Genomic DNA, 12,730 nt, shown 5'->3' on the forward strand with positions numbered 1-12,730 from the left:
CTCAGAACGCCAGGTACCCGCCGTCCACGGTGATCGTGTCGGCCGTGTGGAAGGAGCTGGCCGGGCTGGCCAGATACACCGCGAGGGCGCCGAAATCGCCGGGTTCGCCCCAGCGGCCCACCGGCATCCGCGGCAGCACTCGCCGCTGGAACGGCTCCGATTGCAACGCGGGATCGGCCATCGGCGTGCTCACCCAGCCCGGCAGCACGGCGTTCGCGCGGATCTTGTGCCGGGACAGCTCGATCGCGATCGACTTGATCATCGAGATCAGCGCGCCCTTGCTGGCCGCGTACCCCTGCCCGCGCGGCTGCCCCTGCACGGCGGCCAGGCTGGCGGTGCCGACGAGGCTGCCGCCTTCGCCCTGCTCGACCAGCTGCGCGGCCGCGGCCCGCAGGGTCAGGAACGCGCCGTCGACGTTGACGCGGGTGACGCGGTGGAACTCGCTCAGGTCCGTTTCCAGGAACCGCATCCCGGCCCCGCCGACGCCGGCGTTCGCGAAGCACGAGTCCAACCGTCCGAAGTGGTCGGTCAGTTGCCGCATCGCATCGGCGACCTGCGCCTCGTCCGAGACGTCGCAGCGCAGCGGAAGCACGTCGGTGCCGTGCGCGCGCAGCTGCTCAGCCGCGGTTTCGTTGCGTTCGGCGTTGGTGCCCCACACGCACACGCCCGCGCCCGCCGCGGCCAGCGCATCGGCCATCGCCAGGCCGATCCCGGAGTTGCCGCCGGTCACCAGCGCGACGTGTCCGCTGAGGTCGAACGGCGAGTCAGGCATCGGCGGCCTCCGGGTCGGCGAATTCCGGTGCGCGCCCGGCGAAAACGGCCTGCACCGCCTCGGTCTGGTTGGGGGTGCCGAGCAGCGCGCCGAGCGCGCGTTGCTCGGCGGCGAAGCCCTCTTCGAGGCTCACCTGCCCCGCGGCGTCGAGCAGCTCCTTGGCCCGCCGCACGGCGTGCGGGTTCTTGCCCGCGATCTCGGCGGCGAGAACGCGGGCGGCCGCCGCCGGATCGTCGGCGAGCTTGGTGGCGAGCCCGAGCGAGACCGCCTCCCGGCCGTCGACCTCCCGGCCGGTGAAGGTGAGTTCCTTCGCCACGTCCCGGCCCACGAGTTCCGGCAACACCTGCGTGCCGGTCATGTCCGGTATCAGACCCCACTTGATCTCCATGACGGACAGCCGGGCGTCCGCGGCGACCACCCGGAGGTCCGCGCCGAGGGCGACCTGCAACCCGCCGCCGAATGCCACGCCGTGCACCGCGGCGATCACCGGTACCGGCAGCTCCCGCCACACGTGCACGGCCTGCTGCCCGAGTGCTTTCGCGGGCCCGATCGGTTCCGCCGCGGGATGGTCCGGCGCACCGCCGCCGCTCATCGCCTTGAACGACTCGAAATCCAGCCCGGCGCAGAATCCGCGCCCGTCGCCGCGCAGGACCACGGCCCGCACCCGCGGGTCCGCGCGCAACCGCAGGCCGGTCTCGACCAGGGCGCTGAACATCGCCGGGTCCAGGGCGTTGAGCTTGGCCGGTCGGTTCAGCAGCACGTCGGCGACGCCGTCGGTGACGGTGCACCGGACCCGCTGCCCGGCGGGATCGGTCAAGGTGCCTCCTCGCACGTGCGGCGCGCAGGCCGGGTAGCGCCACCGTAGGACCGGCACAGGGAGCAGTCAAGACTGACCGCGAATCGCTTTCCGTCCACAATGGCCGGTCGTCGCACCGGCTCTTGTCGGCGCCCATCGGCGGTCGTATGGTCGCTGATTCGTCCACCAACGGCGTCGATACCGGCCTCCGACACATCGGAAGCCGCCATCTCGTTGACCGCAGGACCGCCGAGGCGAGGAGAACGATGGACTTCACCCTGCCGGACGAGCTGGTGCGACTGCTCGGCGAGCTCGACGCCTTCATCGACACCGAGATCCGGCCGCTGCAGCAGCAGCACGACAACGAGCGATTCTTCGACCACCGCAGGGAATTCGCCCGCACCGACGTCGAAGCGGGTGGCACGCCGAACCCCGAGTGGGAGGCGCTGCTGGCCGAAATGTTCCGGCGTGCCGACGCGGCAGGCTGGCTGCGCTACGGCCTGCCGGAGTCGGTCGGCGGCAGCGGCGGCGGGAACCTGGCGATGGCGGTGATCCGCGAACACCTCGCGGCACGCGGACTCGGGCTGCACAACGACCTGCAGAACGAGTCCTCGGTGGTCGGCAACTTCCCGTTCGTGCACATGATGCTGGACTTCGGCACCGAGCAGCAGCGCGCCGAGTTCATCGAAGGCATGATCACGCACCGCAAGCGGGTGGCGTTCGGGCTCACCGAACCCGATCACGGCAGCGACGCGACCTGGCTGGAGACCACCGCGGTCCCGGACGGCGACGACTGGATCATCAACGGTGCCAAGCGGTTCAACTCCGGGCTGCACTCGGCCACGCACGACGTGATCTTCGCGCGGACCTCCGGAGAAGGCGGCGACGCGCGCGGCATCACCGCGTTCATCGTGCCCACCGACGCACCGGGGTTCTCGGTGGACTTCCACTGGTGGACGCTGAACATGCCCACCGATCACGCCGAAGTGAGCCTGCGCGACGTGCGGGTGCCGGGCTCGGCGGTGTTCGGCGAGGTCGGTGGCGGGCTCGCGCTCGCGCAGCACTTCGTGCACGAGAACCGCATCCGGCAGGCCGCTTCCGGGGTCGGTGCGGCGCAGTTCTGCATCGACCGCAGCGTGCAGTACGCCCGCGAGCGCGTCACCTTCGGCAAGCCGCTCGCGCAGCGACAAGCCGTGCAGTGGCCGCTGGTGGAGCTGCACACCGAGGCGGCGCTGGTGCGCAACTTGGTCCAACGCACTGCGTGGGAGCTGGACCGCACCGACTCGTTCGAGATCAGCGATCGGGTCTCGATGTGCAACTACCGCGCCAACCGGTTGGTCTGCGACGCCGCGGACCGCGCGATGCAGGTGCACGGCGGTCTCGGCTACACGCGGCACGAGCCGTTCGAGCACATCTACCGGCACCATCGCCGCTACCGGATCACCGAAGGCGCCGAAGAGGTGCAGATGCGCAAGGTCGCGGGCTACCTGTTCGGGTTCGCCGGGCCGAACCGCCATTAGACGCTGCTGCGGTGGTTCGGTCGTCGCGGACGTTCGCACCGCTGATGAAGACACGGGAGGTTTCGGGTGCCGCTGGAACTGCGCGATCGGCTCGCCGAGCGGTTGTCCGAGGTGTCGGCGGAACCGGTCGAGGTGTCCGAGCCGGAACGCCTCAGCGGCGGCGCGAGCCGCGAGACCTGGTCGTTCCGCGCGCGGTTCCGGGACGGCGAACGGCGGCTCGTGCTGCGCAGAGACCCGCCCGGCGCCGGGGACGAGCACTCCATGGCGCTGGAGGCGACGGCGATCGCAGCGGCCGAACGCGCCGGTGTTCCCGTTCCGCGGTTGGTGGACCACAGCGCCGATGTGTCCATACTGGACGCTCCCTACCTGATCAGCGAGCACGTCGAGGGCGAAACGATCCCGCGGCGCCTGCTGCGCGAACCCGAGTACGAGCAGGCGCGCGCCACGATGGCCCGCGAACTGGGCCGGGTGGCCGCGCACATCCACCGGATCCCGCCGGATTCGGTGCGGGGGCTAGGACGTGGCGACGAACTCGGCACCGGGCTCGACGAATACGCCGCTTCCGGCGATCCGCTGCCCGCGCTGGAGATCGGCCTGCACTGGCTGCACCGCAACCGGCCCGAACCGGCCGGGGACGTGCTGGTGCACGGCGATTTCCGCAACGGCAACCTGATCGTCGGCCCGGACGGGCTGCGCGCGGTGCTGGACTGGGAGCTCGTGCACCGCGGCGACCCGCTGGAGGACCTGGGCTGGTTGTGCGTGAAGGCGTGGCGGTTCGCCTCCGCGCTGCCAGTCGGCGGATTCGGGACCCGCGAAGACCTGTTCGCCGGGTACGCCGAAGTCGCGGGCTGGTACCCGGATCCGGATGCGGTGCGCTGGTGGGAGGTGCACGGCACGCTGCGGTGGGCGATCGGCTGCCGATCGATGGCGCAGCGGCACCTTTCCGGCGCGAACCGCTCGGTGGAGCTGGCCGCGATCGGCCGGCGTGTCTGCGAGCAGGAGCACGATCTGTTGCTGGCGCTGGGAATCCCGCCCGGCGAGGTATCGCCCGGCGACGTCCCCGAGGAACCGCCGGAGCCCGGTCTGCACGGCCGTCCGACCGCCGCCGAACTCACCGAGGCGGTCGGCGAGTTCCTGCGCGACGAGCTCACCGGCGTCGCGGGCCGCGCCGGATTCCACACCAGGGTCGCGGCGAACGTGCTGGGAACCGTCGAGCGCGAACTGCGGCTCGGCCCCGGACAACAGCGGCGCGACGCCGAACGGCTCGCCGCGCTCGGGTACCGCGACCAGTCCGCGCTGGCCACCGCGCTGCGTACCGGGTCAGCCGATCCCGACGATCCGAAGGTGCGCAGCGCGGTCCGCGCGGCCGTGACAGACAAGCTGCTGGTCGCCAACCCTGGCTATCTGTCGCACCCGTCCTGATCGCCTGATATCCAACAGGCCGGAACACGAGAGGAGACCCGACATGCCGGCATTCCGGACCGTGGCGGAAGGACTGCGCTTCCCCGAGGGCCCTGTGGCGTTGGAGGACGGATCCGTGCTGGTCGTGGAGATCCAGCGCGGCACGCTGAGCAAAGTGGACCCGTCCGGCGCGGTGTCGGTGCTCGCCGATTGCGGCGGCGGGCCGAACGGCGCCGCGATCGGGCCGGACGGCGCGATCTACGTGTGCAACAACGGCGGGTTCAAATGGCACGAGATGGGCGGCATCACCGCGCCCGGTGCGCAGCCCGACGACTACATCGGCGGGCGACTGCAGCGGGTCACCTTCGACGGTGCGGTCAGCAACGTCTACACCACTACCGGCAGCGACCCGCTGATCGGGCCGAACGACATCGTCTTCGACGCGCACGGCGGCTGCTACTTCACCGACCTCGGCAAGATGCGCGGCCGCGAAATGGCGCTGGGCGGGCTGTTCTACGCCCGGCCGGACGGCTCGCGCATCGACGAGCTCGTGCACCCGATGATCCAGGCGAACGGGGTCGGGCTGTCCCCGGACGGCAGCCGCCTCTACGTCGCCGAGACCACTCCCGGGCGGGTGTGGACCTGGGAGGTCACCGCGCCGGGCGTGCTCAGCTCGGACGGTCCCGGGCCGGGCGGCGCGACGCTGCTGCACGGTTTCGACGGCTACCAGCCGCTGGACTCGCTCGCCGTGGATTCGGAGGGCAACGTCTGCGTCGCCACCATCAACACCGGTGGGATCAGCGTGATCAGCCCGGACGGCGCGCTCAAGGACGTGGTGCGCCCACCGGAGCACGACCCGTTCGTCACGAACATCTGCTTCGGCGGCCCGGACCTGCGCACCGCCTACATCACCTCGTCCGGCCGGGGACTGCTGTACGCGACCGAATGGCACTGCCCGGGGTTGCCGATGCATTTCACCGCGTGAGGCGGTCCGACTCCGGCGTGACCGCTGCGATCACGCCGGAGTTCGCTGAACGGTCGTAGCCCGATCCGGGCGGTACGGCCTAACGTCGAAGGAAAGGCGACCTGAGCGAGGTGTCGGCAGTGAGCGAACGCGCGGTCCGCATCGGCGACTTCTCCGGCTATCTGGGCGACCGGTTCACCGCCCTCGACGAGGCGTTGGCCGGTGATCCGGTGGACGTGCTGGTCGGCGACTACCTCGCGGAGATCACGCTGGCCGCGCTGTCGTTGCGCTACCAGCGCGATCCGAGCGGCGGCTACGTCGAGTACTTCGTCGACCAGATCCGCCCGCACTTGGCCGCGCTGGCCGGACGCGGCGTCAAGGTCGTCACGAACGCGGGCGGTTTCCACCCGGCGGCGCTGGCGAGCAAGCTGCGCGAACTGGCCGCCTCGGACGGTGTCTCGCTGCGCGTCGCGCACATCGACGGGGACAACGTGCTGGAGCAGCTGCCCGCGTACCAGCGCAGCGGCCACCGGCTGGAGAGCCTGGACAGCGGCGCGGCACTCGCCGAATGGGACGCTTCTCCGCTGGCTGCGAACGCCTACCTGGGCGGCTGGGGCATCGCCGCGGCGCTGCAGGCGGGCGCGGACATCGTGGTGTGCGGCCGGGTCACCGACGCCTCGCTGACCACGGGCCCGGCCGCCTGGTGGCACGGCTGGGGCCGCGAGGCCTGGGACGAGTTGGCCGGTGCGGTGCTGGCCGGGCACATCATCGAGTGCGGCCCGCACGCCACGGGCGGCAACTTCTCCGGTTTCACCCGCGTGCCCGACATGTTGGTACCCGGCTTCCCGGTGGCCGAGGTCGCCGCGGACGGCACCGCCGTCATCATCAAGCACGCCCGCGACGGCGGGACGGTCAGCACCGACACCGTCACCGCGCAACTCGTCTACGAGATCCAGGGACCGCGCTACCTGAACCCGGACGTGACCGTGCACCTGGACGAGGTGCGGCTGCACCCGGACGGCGCCGACCGCGTGCGGGTTTCCGGAGCCACCGGGTCGCCGCCTCCGCCGACCACCAAAGTCGCGGTGTTCGGCAAGATCGGCTACCAGGTGGTGAACACGGTCTACGTGACGGGCCTGGACATCGACGAGAAGGTCGACCTGCTGCGCGCGCAGATCTCCCGGAACCTGCCGCAGGGCATCACCGAACTGGACATCACGCGCATCGGCAGCCCGGCGGCCGACCCGGAGACGCAGTGGGACGCGACCGCGGGCGTGCGGGTTATGGTCACCGCGCGGGACCGCGAACCGCTCGAGCGCTTCGACGCCGCCGGACGGCTCGGCTCGCTGTACCTGCAGAGCATTCCCGGGTTCTTCCACGACGGCGGCAGCGGCATGACTTCGGCGCCGCGCCCGCGCATCGACTACTGGCCCGCGCTGCTGCCGATGTCCGAAGTGCCGCACCGGGCCGTGCTCGACGACGACTCCACAGTGGACGTATCGGTTCCCGTCACGGAGCCCGTGCGGCCGCAGCCGGAGCATCCCGAACCGACCGGATCACCCGAGATCATCGATGCGCGGCGAGCCCCGCTGGGTGTGCTGGCGCACGCGCGCAGCGGCGACAAGGGCGGCAACAGCAACGTCGGCATCTGGGTTCCCGACGAACGCGCCTGGCCGTGGCTGCGCGACACGCTGTCCACCGCGGAACTGCGCAGGCTGGTACCCGAACTGAAAGACCTCGAAGTGGTGCGCCACGAGTTCCCGAAGCTGCGCGCGGTGCACTTCGTGCTGCGCGGCCTGCTCGGCACCGGCGGCTCGTCGAACCTGCGCGTGGACCAGGTCGGCAAGGCCGTCGGCGAATACCTGCGCGCCAAGCACGTGCCCATCCCGCGAGACCTGCTGCCCGCAGAAGGAGACGACCATGTCGCTGACTGACCGGCTCGCCAAGGCGGTGTCCGAGCCGTCCGCGACCGACGCTTTCGACCCGCACGCCGAACTCGGCGAAGTCCTGTCCGGACTGGGTATGAGCACCGCCGACACCGGCGGCGAATTCACCTTCCACGGCGCGGACCCGGTGGTACCGAGCCCGCTGCGGCTCGGCGGCGGTTCCGCGATCGCGCTGGCGGCGAAGTCCGCGGCGATCGCCAAGCTGTGGCGGCTGCGCGGCGGGAACGGGCAGGACATCGAGGTCGACCTGCGCTCGGCGCCGCACCGGCTGTGCCCGTTCTACGACCGCAAGTGGGAGCTGCTGAACGGCCATCCGGGAGCCACCCCGGCGAATCCGAGCAACGCGCTCGGCTTCGCCTTCTACCCGACCGCGGACGGCCGGTGGGTGATGCCGCTGAACCCCTACCCGAAGATCAAGATCGCGGCGCAGAAGCTGCTGGGCGTGCCGGACGACGCGGACGCCGTGGCGCGCGCGATCTCCCGGTGGAACGGCCTGGAACTGGAGAACGCGGCCGTCGAGGCGGGCACCGTGCTGCCGATGCTGCGCACCACCGAGGAGCTGCTGGCCGAGCCGCACTACCGGGAGGTGCTGGCCGACCTGCCGCTGGTGGAGGTCACCAAGATCGGCGAGAGCGAGCCGGAACCGCTCACCGGTGGCGACGACTCGCTCAGCGGCATCCGCGCGCTCGGCATGGGCCACGTCATCGCGGGCGCCGGTGTGGGGCGCGCGCTCGCGCTGCACGGCGCGGACGTGCTGAACCTGTGGCGTCCCAACGAACTCGAGCACGACACGACCTACATCACCGCCAACGTCGGGGCCCGCTCGGCCGTCATCGATCCGTACGGCGAGGACGGTTCGCGGCGGATCCGCTCGCTGCTGGCCGACGCCGACGTCTTTTACGCCAACCGCCGCCCCGGCTACCTCTCCGACATCGGTCTGTCCGCGGAGGAAGCCGCCGGCGCGCGCCCGGGCATCATCCACGCCACGACCACGCTCAACGGCGAAAGCGGTCCATGGGCGGGGCGCGTCGGTTTCGACCAGACCGCGGGCAGCCTCACCGGCATGATGCACCTGGAAGGCGACGGTTCCACGCCTGCGCTGCCGCCGATCCTCGTGGTCAACGACTACATCGTGTCCTGGCTGATGACCGCCGGAGTCGTCGAGGCGCTGTCCCGGCGAGCCACCGAAGGCGGCAGCTACCGCGTGCACGTCTCCCTGACCCGCGCCGCGCTCTGGATCTTGAGCATGGGCGTGTTCGACAAGGATTACGCCACCGCCACCGCGAATTCGGACGCGCAGCACGCCTACCTCGACCCGGAGACGTTCACCGCCGAGACCCCGCTGGGCCACTACCAGGGCGTCACCGACCAGGTCCGGATGAGCGAGACCCCGGGCCGCTACCGCACGGTCCTGGTCCCGCGCGGCTCCTCCCGCCCGGAGTGGCTGCCGCGCTGAGCGGGCACGGAGCTTTTGTCCGGCTCCACCGACGCCTCCGCGTTCGCCGCGAGCCCCAACGATTTCCGCCGCTCGTCAAGACGCGCCTGCGCTTTCGCGACGCAGTCCGCGCAACTCGGATCGAGCCACTCGCGCGCTTCCGGCATCCCGAGCGTGGTGCTGATCCCGCACAACGTCGCGCACTCCAAGCCGGGATACGGCACGCACACCGGAGGTAGCGCGTGCCGTGCCCCGCCGAAGGGACGCCAGTAGACGATCGGGAAGCACATACCGGCATGACTCATCACTGCTCCATCGCAGTCCGGGATCGGGAGGAGGCGGCGGCCCCGGCCGTCGGGGGAGGTAGCTGAACCGGAACCGCCGCCGAGAAGTGACTACCGGTATTGGTACCGTCACTTCCGGTATTGATCATACGATCGCCTAGGTTGATTAACCAGGGTGATCACCGGATCGAGTGAGGCGGAGGCGGACATGGCACCGACATCCCCTACAGTCGCCTGCTGGGCGATTGGACGTCGGCTTCGGGAACGACGCGAGGAAGCTGCGATAACCGGCGCAGCCGCCGCCAAGCGCGTCGGCGTGACACCTGCCTACCTTTCCGACATCGAACACGGGAAGAAGAATCTCGCCGAGGACCGTCTCGACGTCCTGATCGCCACCTACGGGATCGAAGAGGAAGAAGCTCGAGAACTTCGGTCCCTGCGCGCGAGCGGCGCGCATCGCGGCTGGTGGAATGCCTATTCGGCGCTGTTCAACAGTGACCTGCTCCGGTTCTTCGGTTTCGAGCACGGAGCCGAGACCGTTGACGTCTTCGACAGCGACTTGATCAACGGCCTGTTCCAGACCGAGGACTACGCACGCGCGGTCATCGAGGCTGGCAGCCCGAACGTCCGCCTCGCCGAAGTCGACCGCCGTGTCAAGTGCCGACTCGTGCGCAGACAACGCATCACGGGAGACGAACCGTTGAAGCTCAACGCGGTGATGAGCGAAGCCGTGCTGTGGCAGCGGATCGGTGGTCCCGAAGTTCTCGCCGACCAGCTCGACCACCTTTCCGCACTGATCGAGCGGTACAGCGATAACCTGGCGGTGCAGGTCGTCCCGTTCACTTCCACCGGACACGACGCGATGGGCAGTTCGGCTTTCCACATCATGACGTTTCCGAGCGGGAAGCTCCCCGCCCTGCTGTGGCAGGAAACGGTTACTTCGACCGGGCTGATTTCAGATCCGACCACCGTGCGCGAGTACGGTCTCGCGCACGGCGACGCACTGAAGGCCGCGCTGGGACGAGACGACTCGCTCGCTCTGATCCGCAAAGTTGCGGGGCAGATAAGGTGAGTTCATGCAGTCTCACCGCGAGTTGGGCGATGCGCGCTGGCGCAAGTCCGGCCACAGCGCCAGCAATCCGCATTGCGTCGAGGTCGCCGTGACCGCTGATGGAGTCGGTGTGCGGGACACCAAGGACCGCTCCGGCGGCGTGCTCTCGTTCTCCTCGCAACATTGGCGCGATTTCCTCACCGCGCTCAAGGGCGACTGACCCATGGTGCGCCTCCGGACGTGAACGGGCACCGGGGACCGCGCCCGGCCGCTTCCGTCCGTTGCGGCGATCAGCCGCGTTCCCGATCCGGTTTGCGCGCCTCGACCAGCGTGCGGGTGGAGTGCGCGACGAAGGAACCATCGTCGTGGATGCGTTCGTGCAGCTGACGCAATCGGTCGCGGTACGCCTCCACGGTGAACCCGGGAACCGTCCAGATCACCTTGCGCAAGAAGAAGATCACTGCGCCGACGTCGAAGAACTCCGCCCGCAGCCGTTCGCAACGCATATCCACGACTTCCAAGCCGGCCGCCCGCGCGTCCGCCGCCTCCCGGTCCGGGTGGCGCAGCTTCGCGGCCTGCGGCTGCGGCCCGAGAAAGTGCACCACCAGCTCCCACATGGTCGCCGGGCCGACGTGCTGGGCGAAGTAGCTGCCGCCCGGCCGCAGCACCCGCGCGATCTCCGCCCAATGCACGGTGGCCGGGTGGCGGCTGGTCACCAGGTCGAAGGCATCGTCCGCGAACGGCAGCGGTGACTCGTCCGGAACCGCCACCACGACCGCGCCACGAGGATGCAGAATCTTCGTCGCCGCGGCGGCGTTCGGCGGCCACGACTCGGTCGCCGCCATCGTCGGCGGGAACCGCGGGCATTCGTTCAGGACCTCTCCGCCGCCGGTCTGCACGTCCAGCGCCGCCGACGCCTGCGCCAACCGCCGGCTCATCGAGCGCTGATATCCCCACGAAGGGCGCTGCTCGGTGGCCCGCCCGTCGAGCCAGCGGAAATCCCAGCCGTCGACCGGCGAAGCTTCGACCTCGGCCACCAACTCCTCGAATGAGCAAGACACGCCGACGATCGTCCCAGCGTCAGCGGTAGCAGTAGGAGTCGGAAGAGGCGTCGCCGCCTTGCAGGCGGACCTGGTGCACCCGCAGTCCGCGGAAATCCTCGCCGTGCGGGAAGAACGACTCGTCCACCGTCAGTCCACCCGCCGGGTCGGCGTCCAGCTTGGCCATCCAAGCACCCACGCCGTCCGGATAGAACTGGTCGTCCCAAGCACCGTAGAGCGAGTTCGTCAGGTACACGCGCCGCCCGTCGCGGCTGATCTCGACCATCTGCGGACCGCCGGAGAGCGGCGAAGCAGGTGCGGCAGGGTGCGGACGGCGGCCCACGATCCCGCCCAGGTGCACCGAACCGATCTCCCGCGGCAGCGCGGGGTCGGTGACGTCGAACTGCTTGAGCTCACCGGTCCCCCAGCAGGAGACGTAGAGGAACCGGTCGTCCACGGAAAGGTCGATGTCGGTGATCATCGGCGGCACCGCGCCGAACGGTTTCAGCGCGGGCGGCAGCAGATCCGCTTCGGCCGGTTCGGCGGGCACCGTGATGACCTTGTCCGCGGTCCACTGCCCGCCTTCGCGGTACCACCGCCACACCGAGGCGGACAGGTCCTCGGTGCTGATCACGACTCCGGCGAAGCCCCACTCCGCCTCGGGGTCGTGCGAGGGCCGCAGCTCCAGCACCATCTGGTGCTGCTCGCCGAGGTCGACCCGCTGCTCGTGCTCGCCGGTGCGCAGGTTCCAGAAGTGCAGTGCGTGACCGTACTGGTGCCCGAGCAACTGCTCCGGCACGAGCCCGTCCTCGATCATCGAGGGCGTGCCCCACTCGCTGCTGACTAGGGTGTTCCGGTTGAGGTGCCACCAGGCGTCATATGCGAAGTGCTGCGGTCCCCGATCGGTCTCCCACTTGCGCAGCACGTCGAACGTGTCGTGATCGAGCAGCGCGATGCCGCCCGGACCGTCCGAGCCGTTGGAACCGCCGAGACAGGTCATGAACACTCCGTCCGGACCGCAGTGCAGCGTGTGCGGACGGGAATAACCGGCTTTCGCGGCCAGTTCGGCGGCGGAGACCGTCTTGGTCAAGACGGGACTGCGCGGATCACCGGCGGTGTCCAGCACGTGCAGCTGCGAAGACCGCAAGCCCGGCACGATCAGGTACCGCCTGGACAACCCGTCCATGTCGTGGCCCTCGTGCTTGAGGGCGCTGCTGCACGCGTTCCAGCCGAAGTGGTGCAGCTCGTCGCCCTTGCCCGGCATGTCGGTCCAACCGACGACGCGGCCGTACCCGGCGGAGTCCGGGTTCACGTCGACGACCGTCATCGCGTCGGGCCGCTGCCCGGAACGGTCGAACGCCGCGACGTAGGCGAGCTGTTCGCTCGGCGCCGCGATGGCTTCGGCGGGACTGCGGTAGAACGTCGGATCGGTCATGCCCGGCCTCCCTGATATTGGGTTCCGTTCCGGGCATACACCCGCTGCCCGGCGGACGCGAACCGGTTCGGCCGATCATCGGCCGC

Annotated in this window: 12 protein-coding genes; 7 read left to right on the plus strand and 5 right to left on the minus strand. The window is 70.0% G+C overall.

What is annotated here, in order from left to right; translation table 11 throughout:
* Position 1 precedes the first annotated feature (1 nt).
* Positions 2-772, minus strand: coding sequence for an SDR family NAD(P)-dependent oxidoreductase (locus INP57_RS08345; protein ID WP_200069524.1), 771 nt, complete (start codon positions 770-772; stop codon positions 2-4).
* Positions 765-1,589 carry a crotonase/enoyl-CoA hydratase family protein gene (locus INP57_RS08350; RefSeq protein WP_200069525.1) on the minus strand — a complete coding sequence of 275 codons (825 nt, stop codon included), beginning with the start codon at positions 1,587-1,589 and terminating at the stop codon, positions 765-767. The genes INP57_RS08345 and INP57_RS08350 overlap by 8 nt, the downstream gene beginning before the upstream one ends.
* A gap of 245 nt (positions 1,590-1,834) precedes the next feature.
* On the opposite strand from INP57_RS08350, the gene INP57_RS08355 reads away from it, so the two are divergent.
* The 5 genes from INP57_RS08355 (at position 1,835) to INP57_RS08375 (ending at position 8,855) form a co-directional block, all read left to right on the plus strand.
* Entirely contained in the window at positions 1,835-3,088 is a 1,254-nt protein-coding gene (locus INP57_RS08355) for an acyl-CoA dehydrogenase family protein (protein WP_200069526.1), read from the plus strand.
* 66 nt (positions 3,089-3,154) lie between these two features.
* Positions 3,155-4,510, plus strand: a complete 1,356-nt coding sequence (locus tag INP57_RS08360; protein WP_200069527.1) for a phosphotransferase family protein — start codon at positions 3,155-3,157, stop codon at positions 4,508-4,510.
* Between the two features lie 43 nt (positions 4,511-4,553).
* On the plus strand, positions 4,554-5,474 hold the full coding sequence (locus tag INP57_RS08365; protein ID WP_200069528.1) for an SMP-30/gluconolactonase/LRE family protein: 921 nt from the start codon (positions 4,554-4,556) through the stop codon (positions 5,472-5,474).
* 119 nt (positions 5,475-5,593) lie between these two features.
* Positions 5,594-7,387: an acyclic terpene utilization AtuA family protein gene (locus INP57_RS08370; RefSeq protein ID WP_200069529.1), complete on the plus strand. Its 1,794-nt coding sequence runs from the start codon at positions 5,594-5,596 to the stop codon at positions 7,385-7,387.
* The gene (locus tag INP57_RS08375) at positions 7,374-8,855 is read left to right on the plus strand and encodes a CoA transferase (protein WP_200069530.1); all 1,482 of its coding nucleotides are present in this window, start codon (positions 7,374-7,376) and stop codon (positions 8,853-8,855) included. Before INP57_RS08370 ends, INP57_RS08375 begins: the two co-directional genes overlap by 14 nt.
* Here the strand turns inward: INP57_RS08375 and INP57_RS08380 are convergent.
* Positions 8,798-9,139, minus strand: coding sequence for an HC3 family zinc finger protein (locus tag INP57_RS08380; protein WP_200069531.1), 342 nt, complete (start codon positions 9,137-9,139; stop codon positions 8,798-8,800). The two genes, INP57_RS08375 and INP57_RS08380, sit on opposite strands and share 58 nt — an antisense overlap.
* Positions 9,140-9,326: 187 nt before the next feature.
* Between INP57_RS08380 and INP57_RS08385 the strand changes: the two genes are divergently transcribed.
* Both INP57_RS08385 and INP57_RS08390 read left to right on the plus strand, forming a co-directional pair.
* Positions 9,327-10,190 carry a helix-turn-helix domain-containing protein gene (locus INP57_RS08385; protein WP_200069532.1) on the plus strand — a complete coding sequence of 288 codons (864 nt, stop codon included), beginning with the start codon at positions 9,327-9,329 and terminating at the stop codon, positions 10,188-10,190.
* Positions 10,191-10,194: 4 nt separating this feature from the next.
* The gene (locus INP57_RS08390; protein WP_200069533.1) at positions 10,195-10,389 is read left to right on the plus strand and encodes a DUF397 domain-containing protein; all 195 of its coding nucleotides are present in this window, start codon (positions 10,195-10,197) and stop codon (positions 10,387-10,389) included.
* Between the two features lie 70 nt (positions 10,390-10,459).
* Here INP57_RS08390 and INP57_RS08395 read toward each other — a convergent pair whose 3' ends face one another.
* Both INP57_RS08395 and INP57_RS08400 read right to left on the minus strand, forming a co-directional pair.
* Positions 10,460-11,230 carry a class I SAM-dependent methyltransferase gene (locus INP57_RS08395; protein WP_200069534.1) on the minus strand — a complete coding sequence of 257 codons (771 nt, stop codon included), beginning with the start codon at positions 11,228-11,230 and terminating at the stop codon, positions 10,460-10,462.
* Between the two features lie 19 nt (positions 11,231-11,249).
* Complete coding sequence (locus tag INP57_RS08400; protein WP_200069535.1) at positions 11,250-12,644, minus strand: selenium-binding protein SBP56-related protein; 1,395 nt, start codon at positions 12,642-12,644, stop codon at positions 11,250-11,252.
* Positions 12,645-12,730 lie beyond the last annotated feature (86 nt).

This window comes from Saccharopolyspora galaxeae (genome assembly GCF_016526145.1).
Lineage (GTDB): Bacteria > Actinomycetota > Actinomycetes > Mycobacteriales > Pseudonocardiaceae > Saccharopolyspora_C > Saccharopolyspora_C galaxeae.

Bases quoted from the DNA above. Each gene is read 5' to 3' on its own strand.
- INP57_RS08345 (WP_200069524.1), bottom strand. From the start codon at position 772: ATGCCTGACTCGCCGTTCGACCTCAGCGGACACGTCGCGCTGGTGACC.
- INP57_RS08355 (WP_200069526.1), top strand. From the start codon at position 1,835: ATGGACTTCACCCTGCCGGACGAGCTGGTGCGACTGCTCGGCGAGCTC.
- INP57_RS08365 (WP_200069528.1), top strand. From the start codon at position 4,554: ATGCCGGCATTCCGGACCGTGGCGGAAGGACTGCGCTTCCCCGAGGGC.
- INP57_RS08375 (WP_200069530.1), top strand. From the start codon at position 7,374: ATGTCGCTGACTGACCGGCTCGCCAAGGCGGTGTCCGAGCCGTCCGCG.
- INP57_RS08380 (WP_200069531.1), bottom strand. From the start codon at position 9,139: ATGAGTCATGCCGGTATGTGCTTCCCGATCGTCTACTGGCGTCCCTTC.
- INP57_RS08385 (WP_200069532.1), top strand. From the start codon at position 9,327: ATGGCACCGACATCCCCTACAGTCGCCTGCTGGGCGATTGGACGTCGG.
- INP57_RS08390 (WP_200069533.1), top strand. From the start codon at position 10,195: ATGCAGTCTCACCGCGAGTTGGGCGATGCGCGCTGGCGCAAGTCCGGC.
- INP57_RS08400 (WP_200069535.1), bottom strand. From the start codon at position 12,644: ATGACCGATCCGACGTTCTACCGCAGTCCCGCCGAAGCCATCGCGGCG.